This is a genomic window from Verrucomicrobiota bacterium, assembly GCA_021413925.1.
In the GTDB taxonomy this organism is placed as follows: domain Bacteria; phylum Verrucomicrobiota; class Verrucomicrobiia; order Chthoniobacterales; family UBA6821; genus UBA6821.
This window is the reverse complement of record JAIOPL010000015.1, coordinates 29,085-46,803: the sequence shown is the minus strand read 5'-3', so window position 1 is coordinate 46,803 and position 17,719 is coordinate 29,085. Positions and strand designations below refer to the sequence as shown.

Annotated in this window: 21 protein-coding genes; 9 read left to right on the top strand and 12 right to left on the bottom strand. The window is 52.6% G+C overall.

Going from position 1 to position 17,719, the window contains the following annotated elements:
• Positions 1-2: 2 nt before the first annotated feature.
• On the bottom strand, positions 3-425 hold the full coding sequence (locus K8R57_07375; protein ID MCE9588118.1) for a hypothetical protein: 423 nt from the start codon (positions 423-425) through the stop codon (positions 3-5).
• Positions 426-428: 3 nt separating this feature from the next.
• Complete coding sequence (locus K8R57_07370; GenBank protein MCE9588117.1) at positions 429-1,832, bottom strand: DUF4384 domain-containing protein; 1,404 nt, start codon at positions 1,830-1,832, stop codon at positions 429-431.
• A gap of 92 nt (positions 1,833-1,924) precedes the next feature.
• On the opposite strand from K8R57_07370, the gene K8R57_07365 reads away from it, so the two are divergent.
• Both K8R57_07365 and K8R57_07360 read left to right on the top strand, forming a co-directional pair.
• Complete coding sequence (locus tag K8R57_07365; GenBank protein MCE9588116.1) at positions 1,925-2,140, top strand: 2-phospho-L-lactate guanylyltransferase; 216 nt, start codon at positions 1,925-1,927, stop codon at positions 2,138-2,140.
• 18 nt (positions 2,141-2,158) lie between these two features.
• Entirely contained in the window at positions 2,159-2,398 is a 240-nt protein-coding gene (locus K8R57_07360) for a type II toxin-antitoxin system HicA family toxin (protein ID MCE9588115.1), read from the top strand.
• 94 nt (positions 2,399-2,492) lie between these two features.
• On the opposite strand, the gene K8R57_07355 is transcribed toward K8R57_07360, so the two are convergent.
• Both K8R57_07355 and K8R57_07350 read right to left on the bottom strand, forming a co-directional pair.
• Positions 2,493-2,807: a hypothetical protein gene (locus K8R57_07355; GenBank protein MCE9588114.1), complete on the bottom strand. Its 315-nt coding sequence runs from the start codon at positions 2,805-2,807 to the stop codon at positions 2,493-2,495.
• 22 nt (positions 2,808-2,829) lie between these two features.
• Complete coding sequence (locus K8R57_07350) at positions 2,830-3,843, bottom strand: hypothetical protein (protein ID MCE9588113.1); 1,014 nt, start codon at positions 3,841-3,843, stop codon at positions 2,830-2,832.
• A gap of 737 nt (positions 3,844-4,580) precedes the next feature.
• On the opposite strand from K8R57_07350, the gene K8R57_07345 reads away from it, so the two are divergent.
• From K8R57_07345 to K8R57_07320, 6 genes are all read left to right on the top strand, one after another.
• A complete protein-coding gene (locus tag K8R57_07345) occupies positions 4,581-4,916 on the top strand; it encodes a hypothetical protein (GenBank protein MCE9588112.1) in 336 nt (111 codons plus the stop codon).
• Positions 4,909-6,513: a histidine kinase gene (locus K8R57_07340; protein ID MCE9588111.1), complete on the top strand. Its 1,605-nt coding sequence runs from the start codon at positions 4,909-4,911 to the stop codon at positions 6,511-6,513. The genes K8R57_07345 and K8R57_07340 overlap by 8 nt, the downstream gene beginning before the upstream one ends.
• A 56-nt stretch (positions 6,514-6,569) precedes the next feature.
• Entirely contained in the window at positions 6,570-7,274 is a 705-nt protein-coding gene (locus K8R57_07335) for a response regulator transcription factor (protein MCE9588110.1), read from the top strand.
• Positions 7,275-7,378: 104 nt separating this feature from the next.
• Positions 7,379-7,537 (top strand): hypothetical protein, encoded by a 159-nt coding sequence (locus K8R57_07330; protein MCE9588109.1) that lies wholly within the window; start codon positions 7,379-7,381, stop codon positions 7,535-7,537.
• Between the two features lie 89 nt (positions 7,538-7,626).
• Entirely contained in the window at positions 7,627-7,944 is a 318-nt protein-coding gene (locus K8R57_07325) for a hypothetical protein (protein MCE9588108.1), read from the top strand.
• Entirely contained in the window at positions 7,934-8,476 is a 543-nt protein-coding gene (locus K8R57_07320; protein MCE9588107.1) for a hypothetical protein, read from the top strand. Before K8R57_07325 ends, K8R57_07320 begins: the two co-directional genes overlap by 11 nt.
• Before the next feature lie 149 nt (positions 8,477-8,625).
• Here the strand turns inward: K8R57_07320 and K8R57_07315 are convergent, their stop codons facing one another.
• Positions 8,626-11,883, bottom strand: a complete 3,258-nt coding sequence (locus K8R57_07315; protein ID MCE9588106.1) for a tetratricopeptide repeat protein — start codon at positions 11,881-11,883, stop codon at positions 8,626-8,628.
• Between the two features lie 8 nt (positions 11,884-11,891).
• Entirely contained in the window at positions 11,892-12,371 is a 480-nt protein-coding gene (locus tag K8R57_07310; GenBank protein ID MCE9588105.1) for a hypothetical protein, read from the bottom strand.
• A 365-nt stretch (positions 12,372-12,736) separates the two neighbouring features.
• On the opposite strand from K8R57_07310, the gene K8R57_07305 reads away from it, so the two are divergent.
• Complete coding sequence (locus K8R57_07305) at positions 12,737-13,189, top strand: hypothetical protein (protein ID MCE9588104.1); 453 nt, start codon at positions 12,737-12,739, stop codon at positions 13,187-13,189.
• A 276-nt stretch (positions 13,190-13,465) separates the two neighbouring features.
• Here the strand turns inward: K8R57_07305 and K8R57_07300 are convergent, their stop codons facing one another.
• The 6 genes from K8R57_07300 to K8R57_07275 are packed head-to-tail and all read right to left on the bottom strand — an operon-like array spanning position 13,466 to position 17,703.
• Complete coding sequence (locus K8R57_07300; GenBank protein ID MCE9588103.1) at positions 13,466-13,639, bottom strand: hypothetical protein; 174 nt, start codon at positions 13,637-13,639, stop codon at positions 13,466-13,468.
• Between the two features lie 48 nt (positions 13,640-13,687).
• Positions 13,688-14,602, bottom strand: a complete 915-nt coding sequence (locus tag K8R57_07295; protein MCE9588102.1) for an AAA family ATPase — start codon at positions 14,600-14,602, stop codon at positions 13,688-13,690.
• A 16-nt stretch (positions 14,603-14,618) separates the two neighbouring features.
• Positions 14,619-16,133 (bottom strand): type IV secretion system DNA-binding domain-containing protein, encoded by a 1,515-nt coding sequence (locus K8R57_07290; GenBank protein ID MCE9588101.1) that lies wholly within the window; start codon positions 16,131-16,133, stop codon positions 14,619-14,621.
• Positions 16,120-16,368 (bottom strand): hypothetical protein, encoded by a 249-nt coding sequence (locus K8R57_07285; GenBank protein ID MCE9588100.1) that lies wholly within the window; start codon positions 16,366-16,368, stop codon positions 16,120-16,122. The genes K8R57_07290 and K8R57_07285 overlap by 14 nt, the downstream gene beginning before the upstream one ends.
• Positions 16,334-17,464, bottom strand: coding sequence for a hypothetical protein (locus tag K8R57_07280; GenBank protein MCE9588099.1), 1,131 nt, complete (start codon positions 17,462-17,464; stop codon positions 16,334-16,336). Before K8R57_07280 ends, K8R57_07285 begins: the two co-directional genes overlap by 35 nt.
• Before the next feature lie 8 nt (positions 17,465-17,472).
• A complete protein-coding gene (locus K8R57_07275; GenBank protein ID MCE9588098.1) occupies positions 17,473-17,703 on the bottom strand; it encodes a hypothetical protein in 231 nt (76 codons plus the stop codon).
• Positions 17,704-17,719 lie beyond the last annotated feature (16 nt).

Genomic DNA, 17,719 nt, shown 5'->3' with positions numbered 1-17,719 from the left:
TATTACCATTCATCGCAATCACTTTCTGGAGAGAAATCTTGAGAAATAATTCTTTCCCGAATCATTTGGTTTACAAATATTGGGCCATCCCCCGTTAAATGACAGCCATCTTCCCTTCTAATTCCATCATTTGGCGCAACTACAATTGGGAGACCATAAAATTCCTTAGCATAAATCAGAATATTTCGTCCGATTCCCTTTCGCTTAAATACACCTGCCCATCCTTCAATAAACATGCAGCATAACATTAAATATTCATGTCGCTCGTCTTCTATATGCCTGAATTCAAATTTTCCTATTTCCTCACCTTTTTCTGTTTTAGCAACTACTGAATAACCTAACTCACTATCACTTGCACTTAGTATGACCATTACGGTTTCACTATTATCTAGCTTAACCGTTATTTTCATATTTTCTCCATCCATGACTCAATTCACCTTCGGATAGGTGCTGACCACAATGTGATCCTCTGACCACTGTGGAGGTTGGCTCTCCATGGAGGTATTCTTCTGAGCCTCGTCCACGGCAACGACCTTCATACCACGGGTGCGGACAGCGTAGGGATTCGCCTGTGTGGAGCTAGGGAAGGAACTGGTGATTTTCGCAAGATCTTCCTTCTTCGTGCAGGCGATGACCTGAACGACATCGCTGCCGAAAGGCGGTGAGATCTGGATCTCAAAGCCGTGCTTCACGGTTCCGGGGACGTCGATGGCCTTCCCTGCGGGGATGTAATTCTCGCTGCTGAAGGCATTGGGGAAGAGCAATATCTCGGAGCCGTCGATTTGGTGGTCGATGACTGCGATGTAGGCGTCGTGTCCGGAGCGGCAGCGGAAGGAGACGGTCTCTCCCTCGGCGTAGCCGCGCTTCCCATCAACGGTGGCGATCTCGAGGGGGAAGTTCTTCTCGACCTTGCGAACCTTGCTCTCGATGTCCTGAATGGAGGCGGTGCTCTCCTTGACGGCCTGTGGGGCGATGGCTACTTCGGGGCGGGATTGCTTGCCGGTATCGGCGGGCCAGATGCGGGCGGCTACCTCTGAGGAGGGGATGACGACCTTAACCTTATGAACCTCTCCCCCGTCGAGGTAGGCGATCTCGGCGTAGATGGTAAGGTTAGGAGCCTGATAGTAGAAGCGGCCACGGATGATGCCCTGGACTCCCTCGATCTGGACCTTCTTAGCCTCGGTGCCGGGTTCGACGATGTCCTTGCCCTGGAACTTGCCCTCGTTCTGGAGGTCTGCCATGCGCTCGCGGGTAATGACGGTGAATTTCCCCTCCTTGGAGAGGCCCATGGAGAGCTCGTCCTTCAACATGGCCGAGTAGGGAGAGAGGAGATCGGTGTCCTCGTAGAGGAAGTTCCCGACGCCGACATTCACCTTCCCATTCCCACCTGCGGCATTGGCAAGGGCCTCGGCTAGGGAGAGGTAGGGGTCGCCGCTCGATCCGGAGGATCGAGCCGGCTGAAGCGGTTTAGACTGAAGGCTGTTAGGGGCTGAAACTGAGGAGGCGTCGGGGACGCTGCTGAGGTCGGTGGTGGGGGCGTGCTTCGCAGGAGTATGGGAATTAGGTGATAGGTTATGGGGGGAGACAGTCGAAGGGACGGCCTTTTCAGAAACAGGCTGGGAGGCAGGAGGGGCCGAGGCTGTTGGGCTGTTAGGCTGTTGGACTGTTGGTAATACAGCAGATGAGGATGATGCGGGGGCTGATGGCTTGGCAGGGCCGGAGTCGTCGTCCAGCACTCCTGCTTGGAGAGCGATGGCGCCCAAGAAGATTGGAGTTAGCAGTTGGAAGATGGGGAACCGGGGGGATCTGGAGATGCGGGGCATGGGGATCATGATGAAAACATTTAACTCGCGCAAAGACGCAGAGGAGGGATGGGAAAGAAGAGTGGTTGCTGTTGTATGGAAAGAGGGTTAAGAAATCTCCTATGAAGGAGCTGATCTTTGAGGTGACGCAGGAAGCGGATGGCGGCTATGTCGCCGAATGCCTGACGGAACCAATCGTGACTCAGGGTGACGACTGGGCCGCGATGCGTGCTGCAGTCGATGAGGCCGTGCGAGGATACTTCTTCGATGCTCTCGGTTCGGCTCCAAGCCGCATCAGGCTGCATCTGGTCCGCGACGAGAGCTTTGCCTTCGCCTAGGCTCCCCTCTCCTCGCTGATGAAGCTGCCGAGAGATCTTGCTGGGAATGACCTGGCAAAACACCTGTGCAAGCACTGGGGTTACGCCATCGTGCACCAAGTCGGCAGCCATGTGATCCTGCAGACGGAAGATCCGAGTCATCAGCGAATGCCGATCCCAGCCCACGGATTTCTGCGCATCGGAACGCTGAACTCCATCCTGAGGCTGGTCGCCACCCACAAGGGCGTCTCTAAGGAAGAGATCCTTTCCGAACTTTAGAGCATCCTCGTTCCCCGCGATTGCTTTCCCAGCCGTTGCTAGGCATTCGTTACGGCTGCGGGAGAATGGCTTGCAGGGGGTCATGACGGGTGGCCTATTGGCTGATCTTCACCTCGCTGTCCGGAGCGGCCACAGCGGATGACCCAACAACTGTCGTGGTCTCGGTCGAATTCACCTCGGTATCGTTGCCCTGTGTCTTGGAGGTAGCTGAGCCTGTCCTCTTCGAGACAACGGTGCCCGGTTTCTGCTTCATTGCGGCATCGTCAGCAGGCACTGGGCCGCTAGAGACTACCTGGGTGTCGTAATAGGCTCCCTTAATAGTTGCCACTGGGCGAGGGCCCTGCTGGCTGGCACAAGCCGAGAGGGCCAATGCCGCAAGCAGGGATACTGTGGAATATGCTCCCTTCATTTTCTGAAATGTAGAGGACCCCTTACTGGGCGATGGTGCCGGTCTGGACGACTTCCTTCAGCACGGCCTTGGTCTCGTAGAAGGGTTCACTTCCACCACCACTGGAGGGGGAATCGGAGGTGACGCTGCCGGCGATCTTGGGAGCATTAGGATCGGCTGCGGGGCGCATGGCTCCGTTACCGGTCTCTGAGAAGGTCTTGGTCTCGATCTCGTCTTTGATCTCGGTCTTGCCGCCGCCGTTCTTGGAGTAGTGCTGAATAGTACGGATGACGTCGGCGACCTTCACCTCCATGGTGACTGCACAGGTGCCGTCGCTCTTGCTGTACTTGATGGCGGTAGGGGTGGCGGACTTCAGCGTCTGGGAGAGGCTGGCGAGGATCTTGTCATTCTCGAGGGCCATGTCCTTGACGGTGGTGGTGCCGGAGATCTTAACCCCCATCATGCGACCTGCGAGGCGGCGGTAGGCATCCATCTCGGCGGCACGCTTGGCCATGATCTTCTGCTGACCCTCGGAGCCGGGGAGCGCGGCATTACCCATGACATCAAGGACTTTGTCCTTCACATCCTTATTCACGTTGGATTTGTCAGAGGTGGTGACGATCGATCCGTCCTCGAGCTTCTTGCTCTGGATAACACGGCTGAGTGTGCGAGTGATCTCCTGAATCTTCACGGCGCGGGCTACCTGGACCTGTCCGTCATCCTTGAACTCGGGCTCACCCTCAGTGATCGCGCCAACGAGGGTGGCCTCGACGGCTCCCTTCACTGCATCGCTCTGGAGGGCAAGATCCTGCACGCTGGTGTCGGCGTCGACCATGAGGCCATAGACGCGCTCGGCGAGGAGGCGATCGCCATCAAGCTCTGCGGCGCGGATGGCCTTCAGACGCTCCTGAGGGCCTGCCTTCATCCAGATAGGAGGAAGCTTTGGGCCGTCCTCTTCGGTAGGCTTCACAAATGCATGGAGGGAAGTAGTGCCAATGAGCGACGAAGCGCTCAGAGCGAGGATGGTGAGGAGTGTGCGTGGGAGCATTGTTTTCATGGTTTTTGGGCTAAGTGGGACTAAGAGGTGAAGTGTTGTTTCGTCGTACAGGTAGAGACTTTTTCATGACATCTGAAAAGCCGTTTTTCGTCGAACGGCAATCGGTTCGTATGGATGGCAAAAATGTCGTTGTGAGCGGGGATGGTGACTACGCGATAAAAGCCTCCGGTGGCTACCCATGGTGTCGAATCGAGGTCATTCTCAATACATGAGGGACATCAACTCAGCTCGGCGCTGCGATGAGACCAGCCAGTCTCTCTCAGACTGAATCTCACGAGGAAAATAGCCACCCTGAAGCATTTTCTGCCAATGGTCGAACTGGGCAGATGAACGGTTATGCAGGGATGAGCAACGGCGATATCAGATAACGAGCGGCGATAGAACGGGGCCACCAGTTTGCAAGGATGAGTCATGACGGCTTATACCGCGTCCATGCAGTCCCCATATTACCCATCAAAACCGCTTATTGCCTCCTGCGGAATCGCCCTCCTCTCCGCACTGACCTCCGGATGCTACACCCCATGTGGATCCTACTACCGAGAGCCAGTTGCTTATGTTCCCGAAGTGCCCCGCTATTATGCTCCGACGTACCAATACCCCGCATACAGTCCAGCACTCGTCTCGGTGAACTGGCCAAGATGGGGAGCTTGTCGTCCTCCTGCACAGCCTATCTGTAACACACCCAGCCCCGGTTGCTACCATGGGTACGGCCAGAGGAGCGCATACTCCCGCCCGGCTTGGAACTCCTACCCGCCGCAGCCAGCACCATGCAGAAGCACCATGGCGCCCACACCGATACCTCCCCAGGTGGTACCCACCTACTCAAGACCTTCGTACTATTCTCGTCCGGCAGGTCAGAACTCCTGGGTGAACAATTAATCCTAAATATCATGACCTACCAAAACTTCAAAAAACCCTCCCCGTTCCACTTCGAAATCGATGTCGAAATCCCGGAGGAGTTGGAATACTTCGTCACAGAAACTTGTAGGAATCTGCAAATCGCTCCGGATGAGCTTGTCCGACAGGCCGTGGGCTCTTATTGCAGAGAGAAGCAGGGAGCTCGTCATGAATAATCTGGCGACTCCCTCGATGTCCTCTCGACGCAGGCCTCTCCGCAAATCACCCATCCGGATGAACCGTCCTCCCCAAGTCAGCACGCCCTCCAATCGTGTGAAATTCAGCCTGCCTGCAAGTCTGCCTTCCTTGAGTCTAGCGAATCTCTTGGTTGCCGGAGCGATCGCCCTAGTGGGCGCCCTGACCTTTCTTCTGCAAAAGGGAGATGGCCACTCGCTCACGCTGATCTGGCCGGCCGGCGGTATCGCTCTGGCTGCGGTGATCCTAAGAGGCCCATGGGTTGCTCCTGGTATCGCTCTCCCTCTCTGGATCAGTTGCCTCATGGGAGGTGAAGGCCCTCTCTTTTCCATCATGGCACCTCTGGGCACCACAGCGGCAATCCTTGGGGGTGTCTTCCTACTCCACCGGGCCGGATGGAGTCGCAGACTCGCGAGCTCGCGAGACGTGCTTCTTCTGCTCGGTTTGGGCGGACTGCTCCCCATGATGGCAACAGGCTTCTGGACAGCACTGCTCCTGATCTCAGCGAAGGCCATGCCTTCAGGCGTATTCCTTTCCGTTGGATGGCTCTACGGTTGTGCCAATACGGCCGGCACGATCATCCTGGCACCGACTTTGCTCATGGTTGCTGAAGGCCGCTTCCGCTGGAGGAGTAGCTCGGGAGTCTACCAAGCCATCCTTCCTGTCTCCTGCTGCCTGATTGCCGCATGGATCGCCTTCGGGACTCCGTCGGGCTCTGCCGGCAAGACGATCGCCGTTCTAGCCTACCTCCCCTTCCCATTCCTAGTCTGGACAGCACTGACACGGGGACTGCCAGCTGCTGCCGCGGCTATCCTGGGCATCATCACCATAGCGGTCGCTTACACAAGTAGGGGCATGGGTCCCTTTGCCTCCGTTTCCATGCTTTCGGGTCTCTGGCAGTATGAGGTCTATATAGCCATCCTGACCACTACGGGGCTGCTTCTCGGGGTAGGATCCGAGGCCCACAAGAGGGAGACCACCCTGCGGGAGGAAGCCCTCGTGCGGGAGGCCGATTTAGAACGGATCAAGGCCCAAATCCACCCGCACTTCCTCTTTAATAGTCTCAATGCCATTCATTCTCTCATTGGGAGCGATCCGAGTAGTGCCCGAGGTGGTATCCTCTCGCTCTCCCGCCTGCTACGCACCTCGCTTGATACAGCCAAGGAAAGCCGCATCCCTCTGAGCAAAGAGATGGAGATCATCCGAAGCTATCTGGAGCTTCAGAAAATGAGATTCGAGGAGGGACTCGAGACAGAGATCCACGTGGATGGATCAGCCGAGGAATTCCCCGTGGCACCCATGACCATCCAGCCTCTGGTCGAGAATGCCGTAAAACACGGAGTCCTCGAGGGGACGGGTAGTGTATCCGTTACCGCAACAGCCTCGGGAGATTGGCTTGCCGTCACGATCACCAACCTAGCCCAGCCGGGCACCGATCCCTCCTCGTGGAAGGAAGGCGTAGGACTCTCCAGTGTTCGTACTCGGATCAGGGAGACGTGGGGTGATCGAGCCGAACTGAACTTCGCAGCCACCCCATGTGGCAAAGTCACGACCTCATTGCGAGTACCAAGAAGCTAAAGCCTCACTTACCACCACTTTTAACCTTCTAACTTTCCCACCTTTTACTTTTTCAAATGAATATCCTCATCGTTGACGACGAACCACCCGCAAGACGCGGCATCAAGGAAGCGCTTGCCGAGATCGGCCTCAAGCAGGTCAGGGAAGCCTCCTCTGTGGATCAGGCGCTGAAGCTCATCATTGCGGAGCGCCCCGATGTCCTCCTGCTCGACATCGAGATGCGCGGGGGAACACAGGGATTCGACCTCCTGGAGAAACTTCCTGCTCAGGGCATTCCCGTCGTCTTCATCACCGCCCATCAGGAGCATGCCGTGCGTGCATTCCGAGTGCGGGCCACCGACTATCTGCTCAAGCCAGTTGATCCCAAGCAACTGATGGAGACACTAAGCCGTATTGCAGGGGGATCTCTCAGCGAGGAACCGCGCCTCGGCGCAGAGGAGAAAGTCCTCTTCCGGGACAACTCCAAGAACCACTACATCCGAATCGGTGACATCCAAATCCTTGAGTCTGTGGGGGCTTACACGAAGCTCATCCTGGCCAATGAACGAATCACAATCAACGGCACCTTGGGCAGCGTCCTGAGGCGCTTCGATGAGACAATCTTCTTCCGGGCCAACCGGGCAACGGCGGTGAACCTACGGGAAGTCTCCAAGGTCTCCGAGAGCGCTGAGGGATATGTCGTCCTCACCGTCGGGAATCACCCTCCCGTGGAGTGCTCGCGACGCCAAAGCGTTGAGTTCAGAAGGATGCGGGAGATTTGAGAGAAGATGGTGATCATTAGTCTGGAATTGCTTGCCTGGCCTTTGCTTCGCAGCCGGTGCATCAAAAACTCAGGAAACTGAAATGGATTGAGAGTTTTGTTGTCATGAAAAACACGTGCCGCCCGAAGAAGGATGCTTCTAATCCCAAGATCAGGAGCATCTCCTTGATTCAGATGAAGCGATGGATCGCCTCGGACGAAACGGATGCGGAGCGCTTCTGGAAAGCCTCGCGCCCGAAGAAGTGGTCAAAGGCCATGCGCTGACATAAGCCTCACCTGTAAACTGTAGTAGAGGAAACCTCTGGAAGGATTTGAATATTTCCCATAAACGATCTAATATTGAGTGGTTCTCAATGAAAACAGTCACCCATCAAGACCTCGATCTTCGGTGCTTGGCCATGCACGGTTTGATCCGGGATCGTCTCCTGGAGAATCCTGGCGGTGTGATTTCGCGCGCCTTGAAAACCCTAAAACGGTGGAAAAATCAGGGTGTCACCTGCTCCCTGAATGACGAATGGGAACGGCTGCTTCTGACAAAAAATGCCGAGCACATTGCCGGGCTCCTTTCAGACCCCGGAGAGCATGCGATCCGACTGCGGCACTCCTCACCCTTCACAGGTATCCTGAGTGATTCGGAGAGGATAACGATCATCCGGAAATATGCGGCTTAACGACGTGTTTCACGTCATCCGTGCCGCTCACGGATCAACTGGCGCTAGGCTCTTCTTCATCATCGGATCTCAGTCGATCCTGGGGGCCTACCCCGACGCACCGAGATCCCTCACCGCCTCCTTTGAGGTCGATCTGGCATTTTCCGACTATCAATTAGCCATTGAGGTGGATGGCTCTCTCGGAGAGCTTTCCCCGTTTCACGACACCCATGGGTATTTTGGCCACGGAGTCACGGAGGACGCCGCCATGCTGCCCAAGGATTGGAAAAACCGTAAAAAGATCATCGTTCATCCGGAACTTTGCGATGTGGAGATCACATTTCTCCATCCTCATGATGCCGTGTATTCGAAACTTGCGGCAGGACGTGAAAAAGACTTCGAGTGGGCCAAGGAAATCTTCCGGCTCAGGCTTGCGAATCAGGGGCAAGTGGCTCAACTCATCACCCAATGCGATGATCCTGATTTAAGGGAAAAGCTGGAAAGGAACTTCCTTATCGCCACCGGAAAGAAGGTCGAAGACTTCCCGGGATGAAGTGATTCAAAGCCGAATCACTTCATTCTTCCCCGGCGATCCCAGCGAGAAGTCTTCCTCGAGGTTGTCGCCGCCCGATCTGTGGCCACTCATAGTCGAACTCTCCCGCCGCCAAAGTGTTGAGTTCAGGCAGATGCGGGAGATTTGAGTTACGCGGCCTTTTTGAGAGTCGGCATTTCTTTAACTGCCTGGGCTGGAGTGGGTGATGGCGATGGTTGTGCTGCAGGGGTGGCCTCAGTCGATACGGGAGATGGCGGAGCCACTGTTTGGCTGGCTGGAGCAGTCTTTCCCAGAGTTGGATTCGCCATGACAACCATCGCAAAGGGACCAGCATCACGAACGGCGGCAAGGAGACCCTTTTCGTTGCGTAGCTTTACCAACCAATCCCTCTGAACATCTGAAAAGGATCCCGCAGCATCACCTATAGCCAGAGCTTTCTTGTAGAAATCCGCCATGATCTTTGGCGTCGTCTCATCACTCACGGGCCAGAGAGTCATCAGAAGATTCTGAGCTCCTGCCATCATAAAGGCCCTACGGAGACCGAATACCCCCTCGCCCGACTGGACCTGACCAACACCTGTTTCACATGCTGAAAGAGTCACCAACCAGGTGCCATTAAGATCGAGTCCCGCCACTTCCTCCGCAGTTAAAATGCCGTCGTTAGAGGGATCGGGGAACTCGCCCCGTCCCCATGCCTGAAGAGTCGATTGTCCACCAGTAAGAGCCAAGCCGCTCTGGCGCATCGGACTGATACCCTTTAAGGGCTGAGGTTTATTTTCAGCACTTTCTTTAGGTGACACATCAACTGCACCTACTACGTTCATTCCACGCTCCCCCTCACCGCCACCTCCATCGCCTCCAAGAAAGAATCCATGGGTGGCCAAGTGCAATACAGCAGGTGCTTTCATAGCCATTAGTCCCTTCTTAGAGGCATCTGGACCTAGATGCATATCATTCGTCCACAGAGCATCCTTGGCTATCTGAGATATGATCTCCGATTCCTTTTCAGTACCGGGGAGTTGTGGAAGTTGAACTTTGGCAAATTCGGCTAATTCCAGCGCCCGCATCCCAAGTGCAGGTGTGGCGTTTGTGTCTAGAGTCGCAACCTTCGATGCATCATCCGAGGCAAAGAGCGGGTTTGCATAAATCACCATGGTCTTCATATCCACAGGCTTTGCAGGCCGCATCAGATCTCGGCCAGTCCCAACATAAGCAATTTGATAGTCCTCACACAGAAACTTACCCTTCTCATCGAGAAGGGTAGCAAATGAGAGAAAGTTCAATTGCCCATCAGCGCTAATAAAGAGCTTCTTGGTGGTAGGCGGTAATGATGCGGCTATGGGTTTCCAGAGTTTTTCAGAAAGAATCTGAATCTGGGTTTTTAAAGAAGTCTCGTCCCCATTGGCAATAGCCTTCCTATATGATTCCACAGCGACCTTGATTTCCGCACCCTCTTCAACAGGAATCCATATTGGATTGCCATTATGGTTTACTACTGAAACACCGTAGCAAGGTGGAGTTGTCGCAATACTGCCAAGCTCGCCATAACTGACGATATTGATAAGTGACTCATCTGGAGCTAGGACATTTTTAAGTTGATCGATGGTCATTCGAGATCCATCACGCACTCGATTGTCGAAGTTCTTGGCCAGAGAGGATTCAAGATTATCAATTTGCTGTCTCAGCGACTCGATTTTACCATCATCATCTTTACTTGAAGATGTTGCTAACTTAGCAATTTGATTCTTTAGCAATTGAATATCACTCAATGTTTTTTTGCCATTTTCAGTGGCACCAATCAGCTTGTTATGCTTTTGATCCTCTACAATGGAATCGAGGACGATTCCCTTCCACCTGAGGATCAACTGGTGGAGTTGATCGGTAGGGAGAGCTGCAACAGGGAGTGAAAACTTTAGGTTTTTAGCAGCCCAGGCTAGCCGTTGAGACTCGCCAAGAGTTAACATTAGATTTAATTGGTTCTGGATTGAATCAACCCATTTTTTCGTAAGTTCATTCGCTTTCTCAGTCTTTTTCTCTAAAGCATAGACTTCCGCGAGATTTCGTGTAGCTCGAGAGACAGGTTCGCTATTGATCCCACTATGATTTAAATGATAAGAAAGCCCTTTTTCAAAGATAGGCTCTGCTTTTGCATAGTTTGTAGTTGTGAGATAGACGTGCCCCATCACACTGAGAGAATCCAACGTGTGTGGATTATCATCCCCAAAGATCTTTAGACAGCCATTATAACTTTTTTCTAAATATGAGAGAGCCTCTTGAGGCTCGCCTTTATTCAGATATTGTGCACCAAGTCCTGCCCAAGCACTGATTGTGTGGGGATCATCCGAACCAAAGCCCTTTTGACGTATTTCAATAACCCTTTTTTGTAAATCTATTGCCGTAGACGGATCCGTATGCCCGTAGCAAGAAGACATACTTTCTAGAATGTAAGCACCTTGTAAGGAGTCCTTACCCAAGGTGTTTTCCGTTATAGAGAGGGCTCTTTTGAAGAGAGGAAGTGCACGGGAATAATCGCCTATATGGCTAAAGTAGTTAGCCATCCCGCAGATATTAATGGCAGTATCAGCATGTTCTTTTCCTAAGGAGCGCTCGCTAATATCAATAGCCCTTTCCCATGCGGATGTTGCTTTTTTATAGTCACCCAGATTTTCGAAACAATCAGCCATCTTCGATATAACTTTAGCTAGATTTGGATTATCTGTACCCCAGCATTTTTCTCCAATAACCAAAGCTTTTTGGTGACACATTAATGCATTTTCATAATCACTACTTTGATCATAAGCCATCCCAAGATTGCTATACGACGTAATAATTGCCGGATCATTTTCATTTAAAACTTTCTGATAGATCTGAATTGCCTGTTTTCCACACTCAATTGCTTTATTATTATCAATATTTAAATAGTCAATTGATAGGGCATTTAAAGCTGATGCGGTATCTCTACTCATCTCGCCACCTGGTTCTTTGCGGAACATATTTAAAGCTTCCTCATCTATTTCTAGAGCCCTTTTCATTTGGTCAAGTGCTCTGAGATCTTCAGCAGTCATAAGCAACAATTGACTAACCTGAGCACTTTCAATATGGGTTTTTTTTGTTATATTATAAGCTCTTTCGTGCATCTGCAGGGCTTTTTTATAATCTCCTAATTGCTTATAATCACTACCTAATAAAGTCAGGGCGGCAAACGTATAATTATCATTTTCACCAAATCCCTTTTCACACATATGGAGAAACTTCTCAAAATAAGGTAGTGCCTCTTTGTATTTTCCTTCTTTAAAAAACTGTGATCCTTTCTTCAATGCTGACTCAAATTCCTCTTGTTGATTAGAGGGTTTGGCTGTTAAGCAACTCGTGGTAAGCGCCACTAAAATAATAAAGAATCGTTTCATATAAAGTTTTATTTATTTTTCTTTGTTGACTTTCTTTTTTCATTCTTATGCCATTGACAAACAACTCTTGCTAAATCTCTTCCAACCAATGCTGCTGTTTGGGCTTCATCAAGAAAATGGTTTACGTTTTTAGTAGGCGCTCCAGGTTTTGATTTTACAATCCCGTGTACTGCCTCATTACGTAAACCTCGCCATGCATCAACTGCCACTGGCAAATTTATTTTCACTTCATCTTTTCTATCTTCTGGAATTTGTTTTCTCCACTCTCGTACTAACTGACCAAAACTCCTATGATTTTTAAAAAAATCAGGATTACTGAAGTTAATATAAGAGTTTAGTCGGTCTGATATGATTGCTTCTTGGATTGCAAGAGCTTCAATGTAAAATCCTGATTTGATCGCATGATCTATTCTTTTAAAAGCCTCAGCGTAGCTATCGGCTTTTGCTACATTTCCTTTTTTTGCCTGAGTCGGTTTTGATTTTCTCATTTGTGGAACTGAGGGTTAAGTCTTCTTCAACATTCACACCTTAGGAGGTTGGGGGTTTGTTTGCCTTTGGTGAGGTCCTGGACGTGTTTTTTCACGTAGTATCCGCTGGTTCTGACTTTCACAGCAAGATGAAGTATCTCTCCCTCTCATGCCCTACAAGCTGATTCAGTCCTTTCGATCGCACTTTTTGCTCGAACGGTAAATTTTCGGCCAGCCAGGGTTCAATCAGCGCTTTTTCTGCCAATGGTCATTTTCATACATGAACGGTTCTTGGGACCATTCATCGGCTCTAGGATAAGATAAACAGAGCCTCTATGGGTCGGAGGGGGTTGTCAGGAATGCGTAAATGGGCGTAGAGCTGACTCATGCAATCGCCATCCCAAATCGCCAACAATCACCTCCACATCTCACGCACTCGCATCGGGGGGTTCACATTGATCCTGGCAACACTCCTTACCCTTGGGGTGCCCTCCTCGATGCTTCACGCCAATCCTTATGGTTATGGAGGTTCCTACGGGGGCGGGGGAGGCAGGGGTTATTACCAGCCGCAGTGCGGCGGTTTGTCGGAAAACTGTAATCGCGGTGGCTGGCTAGGCACTGGAGTGCCGAATGGCCTCGGATGGACACTCTTTGGGCTATCTGCCGCCGCCGCGATCTCCCGCCCTACATATGTGGCTCCGGCCCCGGTAATCGTTGAGCAACCGGTCTATGTCCAGCAGCCCGTAGTGGTCACCCGTCCCCAAGTCGTCCAGGCCCCGCTCGTTAATTGCAACGGCGGTGAACCTGCGGGAAGTCTCCAGGGTATCAGAGAGTGCTGAGGGATATGTCGTCCTTACCGTCGGCAATCACCCTCCCGTGGAGTGCTCTCGCCGCCAGAGCGTGGAGTTCAGACGGATGCGGGAGATTTAATTATCAGTAATCGCACTCGCCTTGAACGATACGGTCTTCTGATCATGGATCGATAGGATTGTTGTCGTAGCAAGTTTCCCTTCTCAGATTCTCGATCCCAAGGTGCGATGCTTTCTCATCTTGACGGGAAACTCCAGCGCCCCTCCCTTGAAAACCGGTACTTAGCCTCTGTCCGTTGAAGCTATTTAAGCTTTCGGCTTTTTCTTCGGAGGAATCGGATGGGCTTCGATGAAATCCCTGACCGCTCGGACCACCACGTCGCTGAGGGTCACATCGGCAATATCCGCTATTTTCTGAAGGACATCCTTCTCATCCGTCGCGATCCTCACCGTCATAATTCCATCGCGTTTTTTAGGCATACCCGCAAGGTAAGTCATTTAACTGCTTTGACAATAAAAACATCTGAATTACTTAACAGGCAGACTGTCGACACTCAGTAAATCCCCTTCAGCACCAACCCCAACCACTCCACTCACCCCTTCTCCACTCCTCAGAGCCATCCGGATCGCATCGCCAATATATTTCTGAGTAGTCCGTTTCATCGGACGAGCACCCAAAGTGCGATGAATCCCCTTCCTGACAAGGAACTCCACGGCTTCGTCTGAGAGGCTGAGATCAAAGCCCTTCTCGCGGAACCTCGCCAACTCCTCGTTGATGACCAAACGGGCAATCACGCGCTGGGTCTCCGAAGATAGGGGTCTAAAGACGATCTTCTCATCAAACCTCCCGATCAGCTCTGGCCGGAAATGGCGGTGAAGTTCCGATAAGACAGCCCGCTCCAAGGTCGCAAAGGGCAATCGGGTCGGTCGGAGCAACTGCTGGGAGCCAATGTTGCTGGTGCAGACAATAAAGAATCCGCTCAGATCATGGGTCTGATGATCTGCTAGGGTAATCCGAGCAGCATCAAGCATCTGGAGGAAGAGATCCCAGATCAACCGGTGAGCCTTCTCGATTTCATCGAAGAGGAGGACGCCCTTGCTGTTCTCTGCAAGTACCTTGCCCAATCGTCCTGGGTGGCCGGATTCATCTCCAAGAAAGAGCTTCACGCTGTCGAGATGCTGAAACTCCGACATGTCGAAGCGATGGATCTCTCCCTCACCGAAAAGGTATCTTGAGAACTCCAAGGTCAGTTCGGTCTTTCCCACGCCGGTAGGCCCCAGGAATAAGAACGATCCCAAAGGCTTCTCAGGAGGCTGGAGTCCAAGCTCTCCCCTCTCCAAGACGGAGCAAACTCTGGGGATGACATGGCTCTGTCCCTTGATTTTAGAGGAAAGGTATCCCTCCAAGCCGGAGAGTTTCTGAATGAGGGTTGGATCGGTCATCAAAGGTATCGGGGTATCAAGAAGTCAGACGCTGGAACCACTGGCGCAGGGCATAGTCTGGCCGCAACTGGGTGAACCAAGTGGGGTAGCTGCCCTCAGGAGTGATGGGAGGCAGGAGCCGCTTCCTGTAAGGCTTCTCGCAGTGGCAAACAATCGCCGTAAAGCGCGGAAGCTTTCTCAACCGGAAGGCTTCCAGCCATGGCTTGATCCGGGTCTGGTAGTTGTAGGAACGCTTCCCTGCGGACCACCCCCAGGATTTTTCAGTGATCTCCCTCTCTCCGATACTCTTGGAAGCAATCTGGGCGGAATCATGGTTTGCCACCGTGAAAATTAACTCGTTACTGAGGTTCAGCATCAGGACATCGGCATAGCGCTTATCGAGCGATCCAAGTAGCGAGGTGTAGGCTTGGGTAGCCAAGACAATAGTGGCCCTAGCCTCACGGATGACACCTGCCGCTCGGTGATCGGCAAAGGCCGACTCGGCCCCGGTGATGATCTCCTGTCCCTCGTCAGCAAAGAGAATCAGAAGGTTATCTTTCTCCCGCTCCTCAGCCGTCTTGTCGAAGCGGCTGAGCGCATGGAAGTAGTAGGAGAGCTTCAGGATCGTATTGATGTAGAGGCGCTCGGTCTGGAACTTCTGAGGCATTGCAAGGCAGACGATCTTGCCCCGGTCGATCTCCGAGACTGAAAAGGTCGGATCCTCCGCACAGAAGACTTCGGCAATCTCGGGGTTGAGGAAGAACTCCAAATAGGTGCTGAGTGTTCCCTGAACTCCTCCCAATTGCTCAGGAGGCTGATCAAGGTAGCTCTTTAAGGAGGCCATCAATTCCCGGGATCGCTGATCACTCCGCTTCTCCAGTATAGCCAAAGTCTTGTTGGCATCGGTGGCATTGAGCAGGAGTCGGTGGATGTTCGGGATGGTCACATAACTCTCTAAATGTCTGAGGATCTCGAAGGCGGTCTGGATGGCCAACTGAGCACGAATCGGGAAGAAAGGGTTGCCTCCACGTCCCCCGCTTAGAGAAAGAGCCGTATCGACGATGACCTTGGCATAGGTGGAAGCCGGGACATCGGGATTACCCGTGAGATTGATGCTGTAGGGAGACCTCCAAAGGACGCTTTCACCATCAGGACGAGTTTGCAGAAGGATCAGATCCTCACTCCTCCCGAAGTGGGCGGACATCCGGACAAGGATATCCCAGTAGAGCCCTTTCTGATCGAGGCAGATGCCGCCCCAGTTCTTCACGTTCTGGAAGATCTGGAAGGTGATGGTGTTGATTCCGGACTGGGTTTTTCCCGATCCGGTTCTTCCTGTGATGAGCCATCCCCGGACAAAATCCTCCATCGACCAGGAGAGTCCACCCAACCGGACCACCACATTCCCAGCATGGGATTCCCCAAAGAGGCTCCATGCTCCGAAGAGAGCGCAGAGGGAGACGACCAGCCACGAGTAGGGAGCAATGAGCAGGAAGTGTCCTGCGATAGCCCCGACGATGCTGAGGGAAAAGATGATCAGGTCAGCAAGGTTCATCTGGGGGCGTTGGGGAAAAGCGGTTCACCAGATAGTTGAAAAGCTTCATTTCCGAATCCTTCACATCCTGGGAGTAGGACTTGAACTTCACCGTCGTGACTCCGGCAGCTTCGTTGAGCGCTTGGTGGTAGAACGCATCGACGTGCGAGGGTTTGAATACGAATCCTTCACAGATGACGTGTTCAGAATAGATGACATGATCAGATTCTTTGCGATTGGGTCCTGTGATGGCCATGGGTCTGGTTTTGGGTTTGGTTGTTGGTTGGGAATCCGTAGTGCTGGCAGTAGATCTGATAATCCTCCCGGTAGGATTGCTTCATCCGGTAGAGGAGGGTTTGCATCTCGCGCAGGGAGTATTTCTCAACTGCTCGTGCAACCTTCTCGATGGTTCGAACCGGCATCGGTTTCCTCCTCCCAAGGAGGCGAGGAAGACGGCGGAGGATCCGAACAGTTCGATGGGCCTGCCGCTTTTTCATCAGCGAGGCCTCCACTTCCTGAATGCTCCGGTACGTATGGCGGAGACGCGTTGCGTAGAGGGATTGGTCCAGATCCAAGGCCTCCATCTGCTTCGGAGAGATCTTCGGAAAGCTGGAAATCTTGTCGGCATCGAGACGCTTCTCGAGGATTGCTTTGAGCTTCTCGGGATCGGCAAGGAGCTTGTCCCAGCGACGGTTTTCGCGCGCAAAAGAGCGCATCAGATAGGTCATCTGGTTCTTGTTTCCCGACTCACGGGAGCGCGACATGCTGACGCCGACATAGATCCCCTTTGCTGTACGAGGACAGATGGCCACATGGGCGTGGAGGTTGTCCGTATCGTGATGAAGGCCGTAGGCGTATCCAATCGAGTCCTTCGGATGAAACCGCTGTTGAAAACGGTTCAAAACCGTCTTGAGGGAGCTACGGAGAACGATGTCGGGATTGATACCTGCCTCCACCAACTTGTCATGAAAAGCCTCTGACATCGTGAAGACCAACCGATGCTGGATCACGGGGTTGGAAGAGGAGGTTTTGAACTTCTGCAAGTGCTCCATCCAGGCATCACAGATCCGCTTTTTTCTCTCGGCATTACTCAAGGCAAAGGGTGAGGTCTGACTGCCGTCGGGGTTCAAAACAATCCTGTGATGGAGGAATCCCCCCGCATGTACCTGGCCCAAAGTCTCCTTGGAGGCGTAGTCGGTGAACTGCTTGAGCTTCTTGCCAACTGCAGTGTGATCCGCCTGATCTTCAGACTGGGATTGAGCCATTCTGGCCTCGATTTTACGCCCAGAAGTCTCGTCGAGATACTCCAGATCCAGACGCGATCTCCACGTCTTTTTGAACGGAAAGATCATCCCATCCTTCATGTGACCAGATCGATTCGATCGATGAGATAGTCGATCTTTTGCTCAAGCCGGGCACTCAAATCCGGATCGATCTTTTGCTCCACTGCCGCCTTGAAAAGCAGGGCCTCCATAACCTCGCTTCGCTTCGCAAACCCGAGCATTTTTTGGAGTGCTTTGAGTCTCCTGATCCCATCGGGAGAGAGGGTCATTTCAACACGGCGTGTGCCGGGAACGCTGATGGCAGGCATGGTCAGTTTTGGTGAA

Coding starts and splice junctions, on each gene's coding strand:
- K8R57_07375 (MCE9588118.1), bottom strand. CDS start 425: ATGGATGGAGAAAATATGAAAATAACGGTTAAGCTAGATAATAGTGAA.
- K8R57_07370 (MCE9588117.1), bottom strand. CDS start 1,832: ATGATCCCCATGCCCCGCATCTCCAGATCCCCCCGGTTCCCCATCTTC.
- K8R57_07365 (MCE9588116.1), top strand. CDS start 1,925: ATGAAGGAGCTGATCTTTGAGGTGACGCAGGAAGCGGATGGCGGCTAT.
- K8R57_07360 (MCE9588115.1), top strand. CDS start 2,159: ATGAAGCTGCCGAGAGATCTTGCTGGGAATGACCTGGCAAAACACCTG.
- K8R57_07355 (MCE9588114.1), bottom strand. CDS start 2,807: ATGAAGGGAGCATATTCCACAGTATCCCTGCTTGCGGCATTGGCCCTC.
- K8R57_07350 (MCE9588113.1), bottom strand. CDS start 3,843: ATGAAAACAATGCTCCCACGCACACTCCTCACCATCCTCGCTCTGAGC.
- K8R57_07340 (MCE9588111.1), top strand. CDS start 4,909: ATGAATAATCTGGCGACTCCCTCGATGTCCTCTCGACGCAGGCCTCTC.
- K8R57_07335 (MCE9588110.1), top strand. CDS start 6,570: ATGAATATCCTCATCGTTGACGACGAACCACCCGCAAGACGCGGCATC.
- K8R57_07330 (MCE9588109.1), top strand. CDS start 7,379: ATGAAAAACACGTGCCGCCCGAAGAAGGATGCTTCTAATCCCAAGATC.
- K8R57_07325 (MCE9588108.1), top strand. CDS start 7,627: ATGAAAACAGTCACCCATCAAGACCTCGATCTTCGGTGCTTGGCCATG.
- K8R57_07320 (MCE9588107.1), top strand. CDS start 7,934: ATGCGGCTTAACGACGTGTTTCACGTCATCCGTGCCGCTCACGGATCA.
- K8R57_07315 (MCE9588106.1), bottom strand. CDS start 11,883: ATGAAACGATTCTTTATTATTTTAGTGGCGCTTACCACGAGTTGCTTA.
- K8R57_07310 (MCE9588105.1), bottom strand. CDS start 12,371: ATGAGAAAATCAAAACCGACTCAGGCAAAAAAAGGAAATGTAGCAAAA.
- K8R57_07305 (MCE9588104.1), top strand. CDS start 12,737: ATGCAATCGCCATCCCAAATCGCCAACAATCACCTCCACATCTCACGC.
- K8R57_07300 (MCE9588103.1), bottom strand. CDS start 13,639: ATGCCTAAAAAACGCGATGGAATTATGACGGTGAGGATCGCGACGGAT.
- K8R57_07295 (MCE9588102.1), bottom strand. CDS start 14,602: ATGACCGATCCAACCCTCATTCAGAAACTCTCCGGCTTGGAGGGATAC.
- K8R57_07290 (MCE9588101.1), bottom strand. CDS start 16,133: ATGAACCTTGCTGACCTGATCATCTTTTCCCTCAGCATCGTCGGGGCT.
- K8R57_07285 (MCE9588100.1), bottom strand. CDS start 16,368: ATGGCCATCACAGGACCCAATCGCAAAGAATCTGATCATGTCATCTAT.
- K8R57_07280 (MCE9588099.1), bottom strand. CDS start 17,464: ATGATCTTTCCGTTCAAAAAGACGTGGAGATCGCGTCTGGATCTGGAG.
- K8R57_07275 (MCE9588098.1), bottom strand. CDS start 17,703: ATGCCTGCCATCAGCGTTCCCGGCACACGCCGTGTTGAAATGACCCTC.